Source organism: Seleniivibrio sp. (assembly GCF_021209385.1).
GTDB lineage: Bacteria > Chrysiogenota > Deferribacteres > Deferribacterales > Geovibrionaceae > Seleniivibrio.
In genome coordinates this window covers 22,043-43,761 of the sequence record NZ_JAJOIL010000002.1, presented here as the reverse complement: position 1 = coordinate 43,761, position 21,719 = coordinate 22,043, and the positions used below count along the sequence as shown (strand labels likewise).

Annotated in this window: 16 protein-coding genes; 1 reads left to right on the top strand and 15 read right to left on the bottom strand. The window is 48.8% G+C overall.

Annotated features, from left to right (window positions below):
* Positions 1 to 105: 105 nt before the first annotated feature.
* The 13 genes from LRY47_RS01140 to LRY47_RS01080 all read right to left on the bottom strand — a co-directional run bounded on the left by LRY47_RS01140 (position 106) and on the right by LRY47_RS01080 (position 16,356).
* Positions 106 to 576: an ATP-binding cassette domain-containing protein gene (locus LRY47_RS01140; RefSeq protein WP_295221665.1), complete on the bottom strand. Its 471-nt coding sequence runs from the start codon at positions 574 to 576 to the stop codon at positions 106 to 108.
* Complete coding sequence (locus LRY47_RS01135) at positions 557 to 1,288, bottom strand: ABC transporter ATP-binding protein (protein ID WP_295221663.1); 732 nt, start codon at positions 1,286 to 1,288, stop codon at positions 557 to 559. The genes LRY47_RS01140 and LRY47_RS01135 overlap by 20 nt, the downstream gene beginning before the upstream one ends.
* 2 nt (positions 1,289 to 1,290) lie before the next feature.
* Positions 1,291 to 2,304: a branched-chain amino acid ABC transporter permease gene (locus LRY47_RS01130; RefSeq protein ID WP_295221662.1), complete on the bottom strand. Its 1,014-nt coding sequence runs from the start codon at positions 2,302 to 2,304 to the stop codon at positions 1,291 to 1,293.
* A gap of 12 nt (positions 2,305 to 2,316) precedes the next feature.
* Positions 2,317 to 3,201, bottom strand: coding sequence for a branched-chain amino acid ABC transporter permease (locus tag LRY47_RS01125; protein WP_295221659.1), 885 nt, complete (start codon positions 3,199 to 3,201; stop codon positions 2,317 to 2,319).
* A gap of 70 nt (positions 3,202 to 3,271) precedes the next feature.
* Positions 3,272 to 4,468, bottom strand: coding sequence for an ABC transporter substrate-binding protein (locus tag LRY47_RS01120; protein ID WP_366043002.1), 1,197 nt, complete (start codon positions 4,466 to 4,468; stop codon positions 3,272 to 3,274).
* A gap of 144 nt (positions 4,469 to 4,612) precedes the next feature.
* On the bottom strand, positions 4,613 to 5,959 hold the full coding sequence (gabT, locus tag LRY47_RS01115) for a 4-aminobutyrate--2-oxoglutarate transaminase (RefSeq protein WP_295221655.1): 1,347 nt from the start codon (positions 5,957 to 5,959) through the stop codon (positions 4,613 to 4,615).
* 337 nt (positions 5,960 to 6,296) lie between these two features.
* Complete coding sequence (locus LRY47_RS01110; protein ID WP_295221654.1) at positions 6,297 to 7,721, bottom strand: aldehyde dehydrogenase family protein; 1,425 nt, start codon at positions 7,719 to 7,721, stop codon at positions 6,297 to 6,299.
* 139 nt (positions 7,722 to 7,860) lie between these two features.
* The gene (locus LRY47_RS01105) at positions 7,861 to 9,270 is read right to left on the bottom strand and encodes a sigma-54 dependent transcriptional regulator (protein ID WP_295221650.1); all 1,410 of its coding nucleotides are present in this window, start codon (positions 9,268 to 9,270) and stop codon (positions 7,861 to 7,863) included.
* Position 9,271: 1 nt separating this feature from the next.
* On the bottom strand, positions 9,272 to 11,503 hold the full coding sequence (locus LRY47_RS01100) for a sensor histidine kinase (protein WP_295221648.1): 2,232 nt from the start codon (positions 11,501 to 11,503) through the stop codon (positions 9,272 to 9,274).
* Positions 11,504 to 11,571: 68 nt separating this feature from the next.
* The gene (locus tag LRY47_RS01095; RefSeq protein ID WP_295221646.1) at positions 11,572 to 13,125 is read right to left on the bottom strand and encodes a DHA2 family efflux MFS transporter permease subunit; all 1,554 of its coding nucleotides are present in this window, start codon (positions 13,123 to 13,125) and stop codon (positions 11,572 to 11,574) included.
* Positions 13,126 to 13,142: 17 nt separating this feature from the next.
* Complete coding sequence (locus tag LRY47_RS01090; protein WP_295221644.1) at positions 13,143 to 14,285, bottom strand: efflux RND transporter periplasmic adaptor subunit; 1,143 nt, start codon at positions 14,283 to 14,285, stop codon at positions 13,143 to 13,145.
* Positions 14,278 to 15,714, bottom strand: a complete 1,437-nt coding sequence (locus LRY47_RS01085) for an efflux transporter outer membrane subunit (RefSeq protein ID WP_295221641.1) — start codon at positions 15,712 to 15,714, stop codon at positions 14,278 to 14,280. Before LRY47_RS01085 ends, LRY47_RS01090 begins: the two co-directional genes overlap by 8 nt.
* A gap of 9 nt (positions 15,715 to 15,723) precedes the next feature.
* Complete coding sequence (locus tag LRY47_RS01080) at positions 15,724 to 16,356, bottom strand: NAD(P)H-dependent oxidoreductase (protein ID WP_295221638.1); 633 nt, start codon at positions 16,354 to 16,356, stop codon at positions 15,724 to 15,726.
* 178 nt (positions 16,357 to 16,534) lie between these two features.
* Between LRY47_RS01080 and LRY47_RS01075 the strand changes: the two genes are divergently transcribed.
* Positions 16,535 to 18,055 (top strand): sigma 54-interacting transcriptional regulator, encoded by a 1,521-nt coding sequence (locus LRY47_RS01075; protein WP_295221635.1) that lies wholly within the window; start codon positions 16,535 to 16,537, stop codon positions 18,053 to 18,055.
* Between the two features lie 15 nt (positions 18,056 to 18,070).
* Here LRY47_RS01075 and LRY47_RS01070 read toward each other — a convergent pair whose 3' ends face one another.
* Positions 18,071 to 19,720, bottom strand: a complete 1,650-nt coding sequence (locus tag LRY47_RS01070; RefSeq protein WP_295221632.1) for a histidine kinase N-terminal 7TM domain-containing protein — start codon at positions 19,718 to 19,720, stop codon at positions 18,071 to 18,073.
* An 89-nt stretch (positions 19,721 to 19,809) separates the two neighbouring features.
* Complete coding sequence (locus LRY47_RS01065) at positions 19,810 to 21,591, bottom strand: radical SAM protein (protein ID WP_295221630.1); 1,782 nt, start codon at positions 21,589 to 21,591, stop codon at positions 19,810 to 19,812.
* Between the last annotated feature and the right edge of the window lie 128 nt (positions 21,592 to 21,719).

Sequence of the window (21,719 nt, the reverse complement as noted above, 5' to 3'; positions counted from 1 at the left end):
CTTCTTTAAGAATTGAAATTATCTGTGTCTCTGTGAATCGTGACTTCTTCAAAACGAGCCTCCTAGCTTTTATAGTTTGCCAGAAAAACTCTGCTTATGAAACGTCTACTTAATAGGGGAGCTTACGCCCCTTCCGATGGCGACCATCTGCTGTTCACCGCCGGAAAGCGTTCCTGCGAGCTGTTTTTCCCGTTCTTTCAGTCGCGGAAACAGGTTATGCACGTCCTCCAGATTCTTTTTGAAATCCTTCTGTGCGCGCTTGCTGAAAGCGCCCATCTCAAGGTTCTCGAAAACGGTCATAAGGCTGAAAAGCCTTCTGCCTTCGGGAACGTGGATAAGTCCCCTGCCCACTATCTCGTCGGCGGGGAGCTTAGTAATATCCTCGCCGTTAAAGGTTATTTTGCCGGACGACGGGCGGATGAGACCGGAAAGCGCTTTGAGCAGGCTGGATTTGCCCGCACCGTTCGCACCGATGATGCTCACAACTTCGCCCGCCTCCACACGCATGGAGACGTCGAACAGAACGCCTATCTCGCCGTATCCGGCGCAAAGATTTTCAATGGCTATTAGCGACATATTCATCCCCCAGATAGGCTTTGATAACCTCTTCCTCGGCGACCACCTTATGGGGGTCTCCCTCGGCTATCTTCTTACCGAAATTGATAACGTACACTTGCTCCGACAGGTTCATTATCGCCTGCATTATGTGCTCGACGATAACTATCGAAACGCCCACGGAGTTTATCTTGCGGATAACGGGCAGCATCTCCGCCACTTCGGAGGGACGCAGCCCTGCCATAACCTCGTCCAGCAGCAGCAGCTTAGGCTCTGTTGCCAGCGCTCTGGCAAGCTCAAGCCTTTTACGTTCCGGCAGAGTGAGGTTCTTTGCGGGAACGTCCTTTTTGTCGTAAAGGTCGATGAGTTTAAGAACCTCCATCGCCTTCTCTTCCGCAACGTCCAGTCTGTTGGTCTTTGCGAAAGCGCCGACGGTTGTGTTATAGAGCACGGTTTTGTTTGCGAAGGGCTTAACCACCTGAAAGGTTCTGGTCACGCCCAGTTTGCATATGTCATAGGGTCTTTTGCCCGCAATCTCTGTTCCGTTGAATTTTATGCTCCCTTTAGTGGGAACGTGTGAACCGGCTATGCAGCTGAAAAGGGTCGTTTTGCCTGCACCGTTGGGTCCTATGATCCCGACAATCTGCCCCTCCTGCACTTCCATATCCACATTGTTGACCGCCGTGAGACCGCCGAACTGCTTCGTTACGCCTTTAACTTCCAAAAGTGCCATGATTACGCCCTCCTCCTGTTCTCAATGCGGTCAAAAATAGCGGTAAGCCATTTTGACACAGGCTCAACAAGCCCACGCGGTTGATAGCGCATAACGATTATGAGCACCAGACCAAAGATGATGAGGTGCAGACCGGGGAGCGTATCGCCGAGGTATATCCTCGTAAGCTCACCAACCGGACGCAGAAGGAACGCGCCGAGAACGGGACCTAAGATTGTACTTCTGCCGCCTATGAGGGCGATGAAAGCGATTTCATAGGACATATCAAGCCCCATGATGGATTTCGGATAGAAATACAGCACGAGCTGGGCATAGAAAGTACCGCCAAGAGCTGTGAGAAAGCAGCTTATCGCCATTGCGATGAGCTTATATTTTGAAACCTTGATACCAAGCGCCTCCGCAGCTTCCGGTTCTTCGCCACCGGCAGCAAGGTAGTAGCCCACCTTTGACCGCATCATAAAAAAGGTCAGTATCAGCACCAGTACAAGCATGGTGAGTATTATGTAATAATAGGGAACCTTGCTGAGAAACTGAAAATCCCTGAACGAGTTGCCCACAAGGTTGATGAGCAGACCCTTGGGACCGCGAACCTCGAAAGAACCGAGTTTTTCGATATTTTCCACCAGAACGCGCAGACCCTCGGCAAACGCAATGGTTGCAAGGGCGAAATATGCGCCGCGCAGTTTCAGTGTCGGCAGACCGATGAGCAGACCGAACGCCGCCGCCACGATGCCGCCCGCTATCATGCCTATCCACGGGCTGATGTTGTATGTGAGATAAAGAAGCGTTGACGTATAAGCGCCAAGTCCAACAAATGCGGAGTGCCCCAGAGGCAGAACCCCTGCGAAACCGCCAACGAAGTTCCATGAAGAGGTCAGATACGCATAGAAGAATATAAGTATGAATATCTGTAACATAACAGGGCTTGTAACAAACAGCGGCAGTGCGTAGAGCACAGCCAGAACAAGCGCCGCGAATACTTTATGTGTTGTCGGTACGTTGCTTAGAAATTTCATCTGTGCGCCCCCTTAATAATCCTGTCTCAGACCGAAGAGACCGGAAGGTTTAACAAACAGAACCACAAGGAAAAACGCATATATAAGCATTTCCGTCCATGTCGCCGCCATAAACTGTGCGCCCACGGTCTCTATGATACCGATGATCACGCCGCCCAGTATCGCGCCGGGGATGCTCCCCAGACCGCCGAGAACGACTATTACAAAAGCCTTTATGTCAAACGGAACGCCAACCGTCGGATATACATAATAGAAAGGGACAAGAACGCAAGCCGCAACGCCGCAGCAGGCGCAGCCCATACCGAATACGATGTTGTATATGCGGCTCTGTTTGATGCCCATAAGGGTTGCCGCCTCCCTGTCAAGGCTCGTTGCGCGCACAGCTTTTCCCATACGCGAGTGTTTGAGGAACCAGTAAAGGTATACGCCCAGCAGAAGTGTTATCCCTGTGCCGATTATCTTTGCCAGCGGAAAATACATCTCTGCCACTTCAACCATTTTGCCTGTGACGGATGTCTGAGCAACGCGGAACTCCGCACCGAAAACCAGCAGAGCAAGGTTGTCCAGAACATACCAGATACCCGTTGTGACTATGATGACAGTGATAGGCTCTCTGACATGCTTTTCAGCTTCAAAGATGGGTTTAATGACGATCTTCTGCATATAATAACCGAAGAAATAGAGCAGAGGTACAACAACCACAAGCGCCAGATAGGGGTTAACCCCTGTCAGCGTAATAAACCAGTATGCAGCGAACATCCCCACCATGAGGATTGAGCCGTGAGCAAAGTTTACCACCTTCATCACCCCGAATATCAGGGTAAGCCCCACCGCAGTGAGTCCGTAAATCGAACCCATGAGTATGCCGTTGATGACGGATTCTATATAGCCGATCATAATAATAACTCCCGTAAAAACACGGGTCAGGGGGGTAAAAGTCTCCCCCGACCCGTTCTATGAATGGTTCTTATTTATTCGGTTGGGGGAATACCACTTTATATCCCGCCCTTCTGACGTTTTTAGGCCATACGGTGATTCTCTCCATCTTGCCGTCTTTGCCGCTTCTCACCTGAACAATGACAAGGCTTGCGTTCCTGTTCTGCCCTGTCTGGTCAAACTGGATACAGTTGTATGCCAGAAGACCTGTTTTGCCGCCGCAAAGGTTTGTGGATGCAAGAGCCGCGCGCAGAGCGTTGGGGTCTGTTGATTTTGCTCTTTCCAGAACGTCTTTGACGAGGTACATGGAAGCGTATGCGTCAACAGCTTCACCTGTGAGGTTATATCCGTAGAGTTTTTTGAACTTTTCGTTTGTCTCTTTCAGACCGGGTCTGTTGAGGTCTGTCTCCCACTCGACGATGTCGAACAGATATTCAGCACTCTTGCCCACAGCCGCCAGATATGAAGGGTCTGCGTGTCCGCCGCCGGATGTTACAATGGCTTTAACGTTGACCTTGAGGTCGGTCATTGTCTTTGTAAGAAGAATCGCGTCAGCCGCGTTTGAAGTCATGAAGACAACGTCGGGGTTGGAGCGTTTCAGTTTAAGAACAACGGGGGTAAGGTCGCTTGCTGTGCTGGGATAGGGTTCATCAAGAACAACCTGATATCCGGCAGCCTTCGCAAGTTCACGCCATTTCTCAGCGAAACCTGTTCCCCAGTCGCCGTTTTCATAAACAAAAGCAACTTTTTTAATGGGGGTTTTAAATTCTTTCTGCATATCGGAAAGGAAGCGGAACTGGTCGCGTGTCCACCATGAGTCTTTCGCTGCGATGCGGAACACGTTTTTGAAGCCTCTCTCTGTTATAGTGTCGCGGACAGACACGGGCACAACGAAGGGAACCCCGTATCTTTCGGCAACCTGAGTCGAGGGATAGGTTACGGATGAGTTCCAGGCGCCTGTGACGATGCTGACTTTTTCGGTGCTGATGAAGCGTTCAGTCTCAGTAACGCCTGTTGTGGGATCGCCTTTGCTGTCGGCAAAGAGAAGTTTCAGCTTAGCACCGCCGAGTGCCTTGATACCACCTGCTTTGTTGATCTCGTCAACAGCCATTTCCCTTGCCTGTTTGCCCTGAATACCAACGGATGCCGAAGGTCCGGACAGGGGGAGTATGTTACCTATCTTGACCACTTTTTCCGCAGCGTAAGCAGAAAAAGATGCTGTTCCCATTGCCAGTACAACGGCAGGAACGATGAATTTCTTCAGATTCATAGAATACCCTCCTTTTTATTTTCACCGCCATAAAGCGGTAATGAGACCCCCTAATCCCCCCTTTTTAAAAGGGGGTTAGGGGGATTTACACTTATTTTTCAGTTACTTACTCAGCACCTTGCGTACTGCTTTTTCGAATATGCTCATTGCCTGACCGAACTGCGCGTCTGTAAGTACAACAGGGGGAAGCATACGGATAACGTTGCCGAAGATACCCGCGCCGATGAGCAGCAGACCGTCCTTCTGGCATTCAGCTATTATCGATGTGACGCTGTATTTGTCGGGTTCCTTTGTGGTTTCGTCTTTGATGAACTCGATACCTATCATGCTGCCGAGGTTGCGAACATCGCCTATCACGGGAAACTCAGCCTGAAGTGCCTTAACGCGCTCCACTATCCTTTCGCCGAGGTCTGCTGATTTGTCGGCGAGTTTCTCGTCTTCCATATATTTAATGGTCGCAAGCGCCGCTTTGCACGCAACAGGGTTGCCGCCGTATGTGCCGCCGATGCGTCCCGCGCCGACTGAATCCATAACGTCTCTGCGTCCCACAACTGCCGAAAGGGGCATACCGGATGCGATTGACTTAGCCATGGTGACAAGGTCGGGAGAAATGTCGTAATGATCCATAGCGAACATCTTTCCTGTGCGGCAGAAGCCCGTCTGAACCTCGTCCGCAATAAGCAGGATGCCGTGTTTGTCGCATATTTCGCGAAGCCCTTTCATATATTCTTTGGGTGTGACGTTAAATCCGCCCTCACCCTGAACAGGTTCGATGATGATTGCGGCGATGTGCGAAGGGTCAACCTCCGCCGCGAAGAACCTTTCGAAGTAGTCAAGGTATGCCTTCACCGCGTTCTCTTTGCCGACGTGGAGCTGACCTCTGTAAAGGTTGGGGAACGGAACCTTGTAAACTTCGGGCGCATAGGGACCGAAGCCGTGTTTATAGGGTTTCACTTTGCTGGTGAGTGACATTGTGAGCAGTGTGCGTCCGTGGAAAGCGGACTCGAAACAGATAACGCCCTGTCTGCCTGTGTATGCTCTGGCTATCTTAACGGCGTTTTCAACGGCTTCCGCGCCGCTGTTAACAAGCATCGCCTTCTTTTCGAAATTTCCCGGTGCTATCTCAGTGAGCTTTTTGGAAAGCTCAACGTAGGAATCATACATTGAGACCATGAAACAGGAGTGGATGAGGTTTTCCGCCTGCTCCTTAACAGCCGCAACGACGGGTTCGGGGCAGTGCCCTGCGGTGGTAACGCCTATTCCGGCATAGAAATCTATATAGCGGTTGCCGTCGATGTCCTCGATAACAGCGCCCTTAGCCTGTTTGATAAAAATCGGTACGGAAGCGCTTATGCCAGCCGCAACGTACGCCTCTTTCTTGCGGAGCAGTTCTTTTGTCTTTTCGCTTTGGGGTGCAGATATCTGCGCCAGTTCGTCGCCTTTCAGCATAGTATCCTCCAAGGATTTGATGTTATTTAAATCCGTTAAAGCAACGCCCATGCCACAAGATAAGATATTAATAAATAAAATATTTTTTCAACCAGACCCATTTGTGTCAATTTTTATTGAAGTGCAGGTCAACAATAATTGACCCGCAGACCGGAAAATAAACAAAAATTGACGTAAAAAAGCCCCGTTACCTGTCCGATAACGGGGCGAAATGCACGGGTTGACTTTCGTGCAGTTAAGTTTGTTTATCCTGATGAGACTGCTTCGCTCCGCTCGCAGAGACTTACTTTTTCCGTCTTCGCGAGGGTCGTATACCCGAAGCGATCTCATTCTCTTATCAGTTTCTGTTTATCATCACCATTTTGATGCTTGTCATGTCCTCCATGGCAAAGCGCACGCCTTCCCGTCCGAGACCTGAAAGTTTGTTTCCGCCATAGGGCAGATGGTCAACTCTGAACGTTGCAGTGTCGTTAATCATAACGCCGCCAACTTCAAGGTCTTCCACAGCCTCCATTATCTTGTTAATATCTCTGGTGTAAACGCCAGCCTGAAGCCCGAAGTCGGAATCGTTCACGCGTTTGATTGCATCGCTGAAATTATCGTATGCAACGATGGACACAACGGGCGCGAAGGTCTCCATACACATTACCTTCATATCCTCGGTGACGTTTGTGAGCACTGTCGGTTCAAAGATGTTGCCGTTGACCTTTCCGCCTGCGGCGAGCACAGCGCCCTGAGCAACCGCCTCGTTCACCCATTCCTCGATACGTTTAAGCTCTTTGCCGTCTATCATGGGCCCAACGTCACAAGCCGCATCCATGGGATCGCCCACAACGAGAGCTTTCGTCTTTTCTACAAAAACCTTAGAAAACTCTTCTGCAACTTTTCTGTTAACGTATATTCTCTGGAGTGAGATGCACACCTGTCCTGAGTTTGAAAACGCGCTGACGACGCATCTTGCGGCGGCTTTTTCGATATCCGCATCGGCTTCAATGAGCGTTGCGGAGTTGTTGCCAAGCTCAAGAGTGACCTTTTTGATACCCGCTTTTTTGATTATCTGATCGCCGACGCCGGGTGAACCTGTGAAGGTTATCTTCTTGCATTTGGGGCTTGCCACGATGGTGTCGCCAACTGTGCCGCCGGAACCGATGACAACGTTAAGAACACCTGCGGGCAGTCCTGCCTCCTCCATTATTTCGGCAAGGATGATTGAAGACAAAGGAGTGCTGGACGCCGGTTTCAGAACAACCGTGTTCGCAGTTGCAATGGCAGGTGCGACCTTGTGCGCAACAAGGTTCAGCGGGAAGTTGAAAGGAGTGATGGCTCCGATAACTCCCAGAGGTTCTCTGATGAAATAGCCCACGCGGTTCTCACCGAATGCGCTGGCATCCACGGGAATGGTTTCGCCGTGTACTCTTTTCGCCTCTTCCGCGGCAAATTTAAAGGTTTCCGCACTGCGGTAAACCTCGTTCATGGAAAATTTCCATGCTTTTCCCGCTTCTTTTGATATTATCTCCGCAATTTCTTCCTTTCTGGCAAGGATGATGTCGGCTGTTTTTTCAAGTATCTCCGACCTTTTGTGTGCGGGGCATTTTCTGAAAGTTTTGAAAGCCTCTTCGGCTATGTCTATGGCTCTCTGAGTCTCTTTCTCGTCCGCAACGGGAACGTCGGCGAAGACTTCGTTGTTATACTTGTTCTTCACTTCAAGTTTTTTGGCGGAATCGACCCACTCCCCTCCGATCAAAGTTTTATAATGCTTCATCGTTCACCTCATGAAATCTGATGGAGGAAAAGGACGCAAGAACAGTGCCAGAAAAAAGGTATTGAAACAGTGGTTTTGCGGCAGTTATAGTTGACGGGGGTCAACTTTTATTGACCCCGTGGTTGACATTAGTAATCTATCAGTGTCCGCGTTTCTGAATACGTTTGTTGAGCGCCTGTTTGGAGATGCCCAGAAGCTTCGCCGCCTGCGACTGATTATTATTTGCTGACTTCATCGCCGATGTAACAGCATATTGGGTGATTTCCTCAAGGGTGGGGAAATGACCGAATATCTGCTCCAGAGGCTCGCCGGATAGAATCTGTACAGTCTGCTCCCGCGTGAGCTCACCCAGCCTGTCGGCTATGAACCTGTCCTCCATAACTTCGGAATTGCACCTCGCAACTGCGTCATAGATATAGGTTTTCAGCTCTCTGATATTGCCGGGGAAATCGTGTCCCATGAGCATACGCATCGTCTGCGGGCTGAAAACAGGCGTAGTTTTGCCCATTCCTTTTGCCGCTTCTTCCGCAAGATATTCCGTCAGAAGGGGAATATCCTCTTTGCGTTCCCGCAGTGAAGGCAGTTTTATAAGATGTGTGCTGAGTCTGTAATAAAGGTCGCGGCGGAATGTGCCGCCGGCAACGGTCATAGCGTTCAGATCTTTGTTTGTCGCGGCGATTATCCGCGCCTGACACTGTTTGGGCTTATCCGAACCGAGAGGATAGTATATCCGCTCCTGCATAAGACGCAGAAGCTTCACCTGCGAGGTCTCGTTAAGATCGCCTATCTCGTCAAGGAATATCGTTCCGCCCGCCGCACGCTCCACAAGCCCCGGACGGGTGCTGTCAGCACCTGTATACGCGCCCTTTGCGTGACCGAACAGGGTGTCGGAGAACAGCGAATCATCAAGCCCTGAAACGTCCACGGCGACGAATTCGCCGTTCAGCCCGCTGGAATCGTGAACAGCCTTGGCTATCAGCTCCTTGCCTGCACCTGTCTCACCGAGAACCAGCACCGGCTGACCGCTTTTCGCAATGGATTCTATATACTGAAATATGCCCGTCATTATGCCGCTGCATGTGACAAGGCTTTTGAAGTTTTCTGGAGTTTTAAGTCCTGTATCCGTACCGATCCTTTTAAGTGAAAGGAGTTCCGAACGGAGTGAACCTATCTCGCTGGCGTTTCTCAGCGCTGAACCGAAAGTGCTGACACTTATAGGTTTAACAAGATAGTCGTGTGCGCCGAGCTTAAGGCACTCCACAGCGGTTTCAAGGTCGCTGTTCGCAGTGCAGATTATAACCGGAACCTGCGGAAGACGCTCCTTGATCTCTTTCAGAACCTCTTTGCCGCTCTTTTTCGGCATGTTGAGGTCGAGAAACACAACGGGAGAATCGAGTTTTTCAAGTGTATCAAGAACATTCCTGCTGTCGTCAAGGGTTGTAATATCTTTAAGCCCCATTGATTCAAGCAGAAACTTATAAGCTGTCAGTTCCTCTTTCTCGTCGTCTATTATCAGAATGGAGGGGTTGAATCCTGTCAGGTCAAACAAATTAATCCTCTTTATGAATTTTCGGCAGGGTTACCGTAAACACCGCTCCATGCTCATAGTTCTGCGCGGTCAATGTCCCCTGCATCTCGCTTTCGATAATGGTGCGCGACATATAAAGTCCTATCCCCGTTCCCGAAGCGTAGGTCTTTGTGGAAAAATACGGGTTGAATATCTTCGGCAGAATATGTTCCGCTATCTTGCATCCGGTATCTTTCACCTTTATCATAACATTATTGTCGTCATGTTCAATCTCAATATAAACTTCACGCGGTTCGTCTTCCGGTGCATTTCTTTCAATAATAGCGTCTCTGGCATTTGCCAGCAGGTTAAGAACAACGTGAACAAATTCGCTCCGGCATCCGTTAACCACCAGCGGATATTTTTCCTGCGGTTTCAGTATGTTGAGCGATATATTGCCGTCTTTGTAATTAGGCGCTATGAGCCTTGCGGCGCTCTCCACCGCTTCAACGGAATCGAAAGGTTCCTTCGCCTTTGACGGTTTGAAGAAGTGTCTGAAATCGTCGATGGTCTTTGACATGAACTGAATCTGGCTGTCCGCTCCGGACACCAGTTTTTCAACAAAATCCTTATTCACCATATTATTATAGTATGCCGACTGGATACTGGCAACGTATGTTGAAAGGATGTTCAGAGGCTGGCGCCACTGGTGGGCTATGGCTCCCACCATCTCACCCATCGCCGCCATCTTCTGCGCCTGACGAAGCTGCTGTTCGGCGTTCACACGTTTGGATATGTCCCTGATACTCAGCAATATGAGCTGTTCATTGTTCAGACGGAGCTTTTTAAGACTCACTTCAGCGGGGAACTCCGTTTTGTCGCCACGCATGAAGTTCCAGTTAAAGAACTGCTGTTCGCCCTTCTCCGCTTCCGAGATTATAACAAGCGCTTTCTCGTGGCTGCGCACCCCGTCGGGCTGGTGGGCAGGTGAAAGATCGAGCATGTTATTTCCCAATATACCGTAATGACTCAGCCTGAATATCTCGTTCGCCTTTTCATTGCAGTCCACAAATATCATACCCTTGCAGACCATGATTGCGTCGTTCGCCACGTTGAACAGAGTGTGGTAGTGTGTCTCAAGTTCCTTACGGCGGGTGATGTTCCACTTAAGGTCTTCGTTCATACCTGTTATCTGCACCTGCTGCCTCTGCATAGCGTTGACAAACCTGCGGTTATACAGATACAGAATAAGTGCGCTTCCGCCTATGCCGATCATGGTTATAACCACCAGAAGCCCAAGCACTTTAAGCACCGATTCGGTGGCGAGGAGCATGGACGCTCTGCCGGAAAGCTCGTATGCGTTGGTTCTGGTCATGGTTGTGCAGAGGTACCAATCAACGTTTTCTATCTTCTGAAAGGCGAGGATATATTCTTTGCCATGCTGTGTGTATGAAAACGAACCGGAGTCTTCGTCCTTCATAACGTTAAGGATGTTTTCAAGACTGGGGTCGGCGTCCTGCAGTTTTTCGCGCATGAGCAGATTCTTGTCGGGGTGCATTATGATGGTTCCGCCCTGACTGACAACGAAGGTATATCCGCCCTTAGCCGCTCTGGCGTTCACCACGTTCTTCATAAGCATATCAAGGTTAGTGTCCGCACTGAGAACACCTTTCAGTTTTCTGTCGGCAACAATAGGCATTGAAAGGGCAATTACTATCTGTCTGGTGGTCATATCAACGTAAGGGTATGTGAAACCGGCGGAATCCGACTTTTCGCCTCTTTTGTACCACGGGCGTGTCCTGGGGTCGTAATTGTGCGGCGGAATCCATTCAGCCCCGTCTATCATCTGCCCGTCGTACATGCCGATATAAACGTCACTGAAATCACCCGCATCCATAGCCATTTTCAGAATGTTCATAGTCTTATCAAGATTCTTTTCAGGCTCTTTACCAAGCGAATTCGCCGCAGACTGGAGTATCTTTATCTGCTGCTGAACCCATATTCCGGTGGTGTTCGCCGCCTGCGCGGCTATGTTCTGCTGGTGGTTCATGACCGTTCTGTCGATAATCACCCGTGTGCTGTGATAGGTCACACCTATAAGGGTGAGTATCCCGATGAGAACAAGCGTCATGGTGATCAATGAATTTTTAACTTTAAATGTCATCTCGGTTCCGTTTGGATCGTATAATTTACCGAGAGAAACGTGCAAAAGGCGTGCCAGTTTATTTAACAGAAAAATCTCCGATAGTTTTGTCTCCTGTGTTCGTACAGACATTTTGAATTTTGGGCAAGTATTTTTATGAAAAAAGCACTCTTAAAAAAGAGTGCCTTTTGTTTACAATTTCAATGTCCGCCTGCGGAATCTGGTCCCGCCTTTACCTTTTTCGGTCTTGCCAGCCAGACAACACCTATCAGGCAAAGTATCAGAAATCCGGAGACCCTGAACATCTCATATGTCGAAAACATGAATGACTGAACGGTTATGTCCCTCTCTATCATGCTGTAAGCAGCCGAACCCTTGATGTTTATAGCCGAAAGAGCGTTTGCCATATGCGACCATGCCACCGAATAAGGAGTTATCTCCTCGGTTAGTCTCGCGTGGTGCATCGCGGCTCTGTTCTCCCATATGGTTGTTCCAACGGAAGCGCTGAAAGCCCCCATCATGATACGGGCAAAATTTATAAGCCCCGATGCGGAACCTATCCTGTCATGCGCCATGCCCGCCACAGCCATAGCGTTAAGCGGTGTCATGAACGCCGCCATACCTATACCCTGAAACAGGTGGTTAAGTGCAATGGACTTCGCATCCACAGCTGGGGAAAAACCGCTCCGCATGAAGAACGCCGCGGAAAAGAACGTGAACGCGAACGTCACGAACAGTCTTGGGTCATATTTCGATATCCCTTTTCCCACAAGGGGCGAAAGGATGATGGCGAATATCCCGAAAGTCGCTGTCACAAGCCCTGCCCATGTCGCAGTGTATCCCATGTATTTCTGAAGCCAGAGCGGCACAAGGACAAGGTTCATAAAGAACACGCCATAGCCCAGACTGAGCGTCAACGTACTGACGGTGAAGTTTCTTATCCTAAACAGCGAAAGATCTATGATGGGATGTTTCTCCGTAAGTTCCCACACAAGGAAATATACGAACGCCACAACTGAAACCACAGCCAGAGTAACAATGAACGGTGAACCGAACCAGTCCAGCTCCTTTCCCTTGTCCAGCATTACCTGAAAACTGCCAACCCATATGATTAGAAGTGCAAGTCCCACCCTATCCACAGGCAGTTTGCGCGTGGGCGATTCCCTGTCGCCTATCATCATAAGCGAAATAACCAGCGCCAATATACCTATCGGTATATTGACATAAAATATCCATGGCCATGATATGTTATCGGTAAGCCAACCGCCCAGAATCGGTCCCGCGATTGGCGCAACTGTAATCGTCATCGACCAAATAGCTATCGCCATACCCGATTTTTCCCGCGGATAACACTGCAAAAGCAGTGACATAGACAGAGGAATAACGGGTCCCGCCACAAACCCCTGCATAATCCTGAATCCTATCAGCGACTCTATATTCCATGCCATCCCGCACAAAAACGAAGACAGGATAAAGAGCGCCACAGACCAGACGAACAGTTTTATCTGTCCTATCCGCTGAATCAGCCATCCGGTGAGCGGTACCGCGACGGCATTTGCCACAGCAAAAAAGGTTATGACCCACGTTCCCTGACTGGTGCTGACACCAAGGTCACCTGATATCGCAGGTATGGAAACGTTAGCAATGGTCGTATCTATAACTATCATAAGTGTCGCCAGCGAAAGAGATATCGTGGCGAACACAAGTTTCGCTCCTGTAAGGGGTGCAGGAGGAGCCTGTTTATTGTCCTGCATACTTTTCTCCCTGCATATCAGCGGTTTCTGGCTATTATTCCGGAAACTACGGCATCAGCCTCGCTTTTCCATGTATTTTTATAGGCAGGTTTAACGCTGTCATGGGCAGACACGCCGCCTGTGAATCTTTTGCCGGAATTATCCCTGACATTTACGCGTGCTTCCATCGAAAGCCCTATCTGGAGAGGATTTTCCTTTATCTCTTTTTTATCGAGCGCAACGCGCACGGCAAGTCTCTGAACAACCTTTATCCAGTTCCCTGTGGCGTTCTGCGCGGGCAGAAGGGAGAAAGCCGAACCTGTTCCAGCGGAAAAGCCCTGTATCACGCCTTTATATTTAACGCCGCTGCCCAGCAGGTCGCTGGAAAGTTCAACGGGCTGACCTATGCGCATGTTTCTGAGCTGAGTTTCTTTAAAATTGGCGTCCACCCATATCTGATCCAGCGGCACAATAGCCATAAGGGGTGCGCCTGTGTTGACCCACTGTCCTTTCTGCACATTGCGTCTTGCGACAAAACCGTCCTCCGGTGCGACAATTTCCGTTCTTTTAAGGGCAAGGTAGCTCTCGCGAACCTGTGCCGCCGCTTTTTCAACATCGGGGTGGCTTTCGGCAACCGTTCTCTCGGTGAGGCTTCTGCTTGTTTTAAACTGTTCATGTGCCTCTTCAAGTGACTGCTGAGCCAGCTTTACCGCTTCACCCGCGTGGTCTATCTCTTCCTGTGCTATAGCCCCTGTACCTGAAAGTTTCATACGCCTGTCAAGGTCGTCCTGTGCTTTTTTAAGGGCAGTCTCTTTCTGTTTCACAACAGCTTTCAGTCTGCTGTCGGATGTGTAAAGGCTTCTGACCTGTCTCACGGTGCGGGCAAGCTCCGCCTCCGCCTGTTCAAGTGCTGTTTCAGCGTCGGCTCTGTCAAGGCTCACAAGAACAGTCCCCGCTTTAACAAAGTCGGTATCGTTAACAAAAACAGCAGCAACTGAACCGGAAGTCTGGGGCGTGATCTGAATTATATTGCCGGAAACGTATGCATTATCCGTCGTTATGCTGTATCTGGCGAACGTGAACCAGTAAAATGCGTACGACGCTCCTATCAGGACAAAAATTCCCGTAACCATCAGCATCAGCCGCATCCTTGAATTCGGTCTCATTGTATTTTCACTCATCATTCTTCTCCTCACCTTTCTTAACAGCCGTTTCAAATCCGCCGCCGAGCGCTCTTGTCATGGATACGGCAAGCTCAGTCTGTCTGGATTTCAGCGCTATCACGGCGCTTTTAGCATTAAGGATATCTATTTCAGTGTTCAGAGCGGGCAGAGCGCTTGCAATCCCGCTTTTATAGTTAAGATCCGACAGCCTTTTAGCATTCGTAAGACTGCCCACCGCGTTCTGTCTGTCCTCAAGCTGTTTCATGTTCTCTTTGCCCGATACGGCGAGGTCTGCAACCTCCTGAACGGCATCCAGAATAAGAGTATTATATCTTTCAACCGCTTCATCATATTCCGCATTCTTCATTGCAAAATTACTTCGGAGCGCGCCTCCGTTGAATATGGGAAGAGTGACAGCAGGTCCCACGCCGAAGGTACCGCTTCCTGTTCTCAGCAGATTTTCAAGTCCTATTGAGCGGAATCCGGCAAACGCATTCAGGTTCACATTGGGATAGAATTCCGTCTTCGCAGATTTTATGCGCTGCTGCATCGTCTCTATACGCCATTTCTGTGCGGCGATATCGGGTCTTCTGCCGACAAGTTCCGCCGGAAGGTCTTCAGGCAGATACGCAAAAGCGTACTCACCCAGCGCAGGTCTGTTCAGTTTGAGTCCCCTCTCGGTTCCTATTCCCGTCATGGCTCCCAGAGATATTTTCAGAAGCGTCTGCTCTTCCTGCAGTTTCTTTATATCTGCACTGACGGAGTGCATGGCGCTCTCAGTCATCTTTATATTCCCTTCGGAATCAAGTCCGGCACCGTAGCGCTTTCTTTGCAGGTCGATTATCTGCGCATATTTACCTAGCATCTCTTTTTTCAGATCTTCATTACGGTATGCGTTGTCCAGACGCACATAGTCGAGCACCAGTGCCGAAACAAGGGTCAGTTTTGCCGCCTCTTTGTCCACTTCCGCAACGCGAACCCCGCCCAATGCCGCTTCATATTCCGCCTTGTTCTTTCCCCACAGGTCAAAATCGTACCCTGCGGTTATCTGCAAACGGTTCACAGTGTCCTTTCTGCCTGCGTGTGCCGCCGGATAGGTTTCGTGGCGCGGAAAACGCTGATATGTGCTTGCCGCTTCACCGTTCACCTGAACCGAGTTCTCTGAATCCGCTATGCCCGCCGCCGCCTGCGCCTGACGAATTCTCGCCTGCGCCTCACTGAGTGAAGGATTTCCGGCAAGTGCATCCTCCACTAACGCGTTAAGCTGCGGGTCATTCAGCCTCTCCCACCATTTTTCATCCGGCCAGTCGCCCTTTTGCGTCTCTACACCCACAAGGGGTATCTTTTCCATTTCAGATTCCGTGTTCAGTCCTTTATATCCGGTACAGCCTGAAAAAAGCAGGATGGACAGAGTTAACACAGACAGTTGTATTGCTGTTCTTTTCATATGCCTTCCTTAAAATACAGCCGCTTCGACCTTCGCCTTTTCAATCGCATGGGCTACGAACTCCGCCGCTCTGTCGGGGAGAATGTCCAAGCCTTCTATAACTATCGAAGAGAAATCCTCCACACCGATAAACTTCATCAGGGTTTTGAGATACGGAACCGAAAAGTCAAAGGGAGTGCCGTAATAAAATCCGCCTGTGGCGTGGATGTTGAGACATTTTTTGCCTTTTCCGCTCAGAAGTCCCACCGGTCCTTTCTCAGTGTACATGAACGTCTTTCCGACCACGCATATCGTGTCCAGATACATCCTCAGTTCCACCGGAAAGTTAAGGTTCCACATGGGCGTCACAAAAACATATTTGTCCGCCTCTGCAAATTTCTCCGCAGAAGCCCATATCTTTCCTAGCTTGACCTGCTCATTAGATGTCAAAGCCGCAAACGCCATTCCGCCATGAAGCTTTTCCATTCCGTTCAGAACATCCTCGTCAAACCGCTGAATGTGGTCTCTGTATGTGTCTATGACCTCAATCCGGTCTTCGGGATTGAGTTCCGTATACTTTTTCAGAAACTCGTCCGCAACTGTGAGGCTTCTTGACCGTTCCTTCGGTTTAAGATTGCACGTGATAAAAAGAACTGTCTTCATATTTTCCTCCGATACCTTATCCAATGGATATTGCAATACGCATGCCATAACCTTAACTTCTGCTGCATAAACAACTTAGCTATAAACGTCTTGCTTTAGAGACGAAATATCGTTATACTGGTATCTAAATATCGATACATATATTAAAAACAACGATATTTCGTTATAAGGAAACTGTATGAATATAGATGAAAATGAGTTTTTCAAAGAGATCACGCTCAGGATATGCGGCAGTCTGGATATAAAAGCCGCCCTCAGTAAGGTTTACGACTATATCAGAAATATAATGCCTCTGGACAACATCTATCTGGCTATACACGACGATGAACTGGGAGCAATCCGTTTTATTGCTGCCGTCCCGAACAACAGCAACTTAACGGAAGATACAATCATCCCCCTCAACGAAGAGCTGTGGGAAATAACAAGAGCATTAAAGCATCCCATGATAAAGGACATAGACAATCCACTCCCGTTTGTTCAGAAGATGGTGGAAATTACAAAAGATGAAGGGAACTCTTCAATCATAGTGCCTCTGCACATAGACGACACAAAACTGGGAACCCTTGCGCTGCGCGCCTTAGGCAACAGAAGATACAATCAGGATCATTTAAAACTTATAAGCATAGTTACGGATCCTTTCACCATCGCGCTTGCAAACGCACTTGCCCATAAAGATCTTATGAACCTCAAAGACAGACTGGTGGATGAAAACCAGTTTCTGCAAAATGAGCTCACCTCAAAATACCACGAAGATATCATCGGCTCCAAAAGCGGACTGAGAAACGTTATGGAGATGGTTTCGCAGGTGGCGCAAAGAAACAACACAGTGCTTCTTCTTGGCGAAACCGGTGTCGGAAAAGAGGTCATTGCAAATGCCATCCACTATAATTCAGCCAGAAAGAATCAGCCGTTTATAAAGGTCAACTGCGGGGCTATACCCGAAGCGCTCATTGACACGGAACTTTTCGGACATGAGAAGGGAGCCTTCACGGGCGCCACGGCAATGAAGCGCGGAAGGTTTGAAAGGGCGGAAGGAGGCACTATATTTCTTGATGAGATAGGAGAGCTTCCCTTGCAGGCACAGGTACGTCTTTTGAGGGTGCTGCAGAACCGTGAACTTGAAAGGGTCGGCGGCAGCACGCCGATACCGCTGAACATAAGGATCATAGCCGCAACCCACAAAAAGCTGGAGGACATGGTTGCCGAAGGCGGATTCCGCGAAGACCTCTGGTTTCGTCTGAACGTTTTCCCCATATACATCCCGCCACTGCGAAATCGCAAAGAGGACATACCCGCTCTTGCACGCTATTTCATTGAACAGAAGTGCCGCGAGATAGGGCTTCACCAGACACCGCCAATAGAGATTGGCACACTGGAAAAGCTGGCGAATTATTCATGGCCGGGCAACGTCCGTGAACTTCAAAACGTCATAGAACGGGAACTTATCCGTTTCAAAACCGGAAAACTGACCTTCTCATCCATAACAGCCGACAGGCTTGAGGACAGAAAATTCGTAAGATCGCAGGCACCGGATTTAATCCCCGAAAATCTGGATGTACACACGGCGGATTACATTTCTCAGGTTCTGAACTACACCGGAGGAAAGATAAACGGCAAAGGCGGAGCGGCGGAGATTCTGGGACTGAAGCCAAGCACGCTGAGAAGCAAAATGGCAAAGCTGGATGTCAGGAGAAAATAGAGGAATGCAGTTCTGTCAGCCTTCCTTCAAAGGCACAATGCAACGCACAACAGTTCCTGAGGAGCCGTCGAACACCAACTCGCCGCCTATGCTTTTTGCCCTGTTATGCATGTTCTTAAGTCCCCTGCCCTTTTTCACGTCGCCGTGGAAACCGCATCCGTCGTCTCTGATAAGCAGAGAAACGCTTCCGCCGGCGATCTGCACCTCGGTATGAAGGGTTCTCGCTCCCGAATGTTTGACACAGTTGATTACACATTCCTTAAAAAGCCTGATCAGATTAATATATACGTCAAAAGATATCTCCTGATATTTCATATCGGTCATCAGATTTGACGTCATTGTAAAATCTATACGGGTTCCGTCTGTCAGCATGTTTCCGACGTTCTGCATATCCGACACAAGGTCTTTGTATACAAACCTGCGCCGCTCGTATGTGTTCATCATGAAACGAACCTCTTCGCATGTATCGGCGGAGATACTGCGTATCTTCTCCAGAACGGTTTTCCTGTCATACCCGTCTTCAATAGCGCCGGCAGCCAGAATACTTATGACACTTACACTGCCGCTGATATTGTCGTGTATGTCGCTTATGATTGCGCTTTTCTGCTCCGCAAGAGCCTTGTCCTTCTGCACCTGCACAAGTTTGTAATGCTCGGTGGCGTCGTTGATGAAGATTATATATCCGTCGATATTTCCGTTATACCCTTTAACAGTTTTCAGTTTTGCCGTGTATATTCTGTCGCCTGAAGATATCTCGGAAATCGGGATATCTGTATCACCGCCAGATTTATACGGATCCAGTTTGAGCACCCGGCAAGCTGATTCCAGAAGCGACATCTGCTCCTCTGTTTCAAAAACAGATCCGGCGGCGGAGTTCGCTTCAACAAGTTTTCCGGTGCTGCCGTATATTAATATTCCTGCTTCAACCATATCAACGATATCGCTGTTCGATAGCGGCACAATACCGAAGATATGAAATTTATGCACCAGAATGAAATAAACGATGGCTGTCAGACCGATTGATATGGCATACGAATCTATATATGTAAGCCCTACAACCTGCGGAATCCCTGCAATGAGGGCAAACACCATGGCAACGATCATTATACCGTAAAGAAATCTTCCATACTTTCCGGTATTTATATAGGCGGCAAGAAACATGAGAATGGAAACCAGAACCGGAATATACAAAGACCAGATATATATGCTCAAAAACCATATACCGAACTTCGGCTTCATTATGGAAATACTGTCGGAAATCTTATACAGTTCCACAGATTCACGGAAAAGATGGAGTGTCTGGTCGTTCCAGATCACATACATGTTCAGAAAAGCTATGGTCAGAAGCACAGCGGTTATCTTTTTATTAAGATATTTATTGTTTGTCAGCATATAAGTGAAATAAAGCCATACAACCGGACTTACGCACAGCATAGAAACCTTTATATTTGCCCAGAACAGCTTCACATCGAGAGTTAAAGCAGATATCTGCATGAAATATGACGCGCAATGAACCCATGCCAGCAACATGTATGCTGCAAAAAGGCGAAGTGACGGTCTGTCGATGCGTTTCAGAGTACCGTACAGAACACCGGAATGAAGGCACAGAAAGAAAAGCATGACATATGAGATGCCGTTAAGTGAATAATTGTGATAATTAAACATAGTTTATTATATTATAAAGAATGACAGAATAGTATATTTGATTTTACTTTGAGATGAAACTTAACAACAGGCGTTGCAAAGCGTTAACCTCAGAACATTGAATACTCCCATGTTCTGCTGGGTTTCGCAAATGAACGGTTAACATCTTCCGCTCTGAAATCTATTCCGTAGAAAAGCGCATAAAACTCTTTCGCCTCCGCCTTTATGTCAAACCCGAAAACCTCCGGATGCAGACAATTCGCTATATGCATCAATCCAAGCACCCAGCGGGGACTTCCGAAGTCGAAACAGGGTGCAACGTGGTTATAGACGCGTCCGTTTTCCACTGCATTGGTCATGATTGAGTGCCTGTCGCAAAGACTGTAGAAATCGTCCAGCTCCGCATGCATGAACGAAGAGATGAATATCACGTCGGGGTTTAACTCGTTCAGCCTTTCAGGTTTTATCCTCATGCCCGGTCTGCCCTCGCAGTCCATACCTCTGTTAAGGCTCACGCCGCCAGCCATCTCCACCAGCCAGTTTTCAAGCCTGCCCGGCTCAAGGGCGAAAAGGGGTGAACTCATCACATAATACACAGAAGGTTTATAGGCGGCTCCAGCTGCCCCTTCACTGATGATATCTATCTTATCGCGCATATACCTGACAAGTCTCTCTGCACCGTCAACATGTCCTGTCAGTTTTCCGAAATACTTAATTGTGTCCGCATATTTGTCAAAACTCTGGATATTTCCGTGAAAACGGGTCAGACCGCCGTCGTTCAGCGTATCCGCCCAGCATTTTATTATCTTTTTCCTGTCGCGCACGCCTATTGCGGCGAGCGTTCCCTCTATTATCTCAAGAGCGCGGGTGAACGGGTATCCGCCCTCGAAATCGTTTTCGTTGAAAGACCTTTTCGCAACATCACCCTCAAGCTTCAGCGCGTGTCCGCATTTCGGACAGTTCTTTTCATCGTGCCCTATGTGCGATGCGCGGAGCTTTGAACCCATGGGACCGTAAAAATCCCGCTCGAATATCAGCTTACCGCATTCAGGACAATAGGTGTTGATACAGTCGGTGCCGGGGGAGTTGAAAAGATATACATAGTCCAGTATCTCTTTCATTCGCTCTATCAGAGCTTCTGATTCCGCTATGGTGGGTTCATCGGTAATGTCTGCCTCGTCCAGAGGAATGAACCGCATCACCTGCAACGGAATCTCTTTGGAAACAGCGGCAACAGCCTGTGCTATGCTGACCGCGGTCTCTTCGCCGCCTTTTTTGTGCATGCATGCCGCCTCAACATGTACACCCTTTTCATGAAACAGCCGTATATTGCGCATAACAGGCAGGTACGAAGGCGCTCCGCAGGCTCTGTAGTCTGCGTCATTCAAACCCTTTATACCTATGTTGATAAAATCAAGATAATCCGAAATCCCGCTCAGCGAATCTTCCGTGAAATACCCGTTTGACGAACAGCCGACGAGAAGCCCGTTATTTTTTGCCAGCTTCGCAACTTCCAGAAAAGTGTGGAATGAAGCCAGCGGATCGTTCATCAGAAACGCTATTCCTGCGCACTCCTGCGCAAATGCCTTTTGAATTATCTGTTCAGGGGTAAGTTTTTTCATGGCACTGCTGTCGGCGTTCATCTCCTTTGCGCAGACGGTGGCAACGCACCCGCCGCAGTCGAAGTTGCACCCGCTGGTGCTTATCTGGAGAAACTTTGCTCCGGGGTAAAAGTTCATGACCGGCATAGTTTCAGCTGAGATAGGGCAGACCACAAGATAGCTGTGGGGAAAAAGCTCCGTGATTTTTCCGTTCTCAACAGTATATCGCCCGCAGGCTCCACCTGCACCCTCGCTCACAGAGCATCCTATCTCGCATACGTTACACTTCACGGTCTTCCCCCGTATATATAATTTACAAAACTCCGATTACGTTATATACAATTAAGCATAATGATAAAAAAGTCAATATTTATCAGGTAATTATGCAAAAATAACGCAACTATATATTATAACTTAGT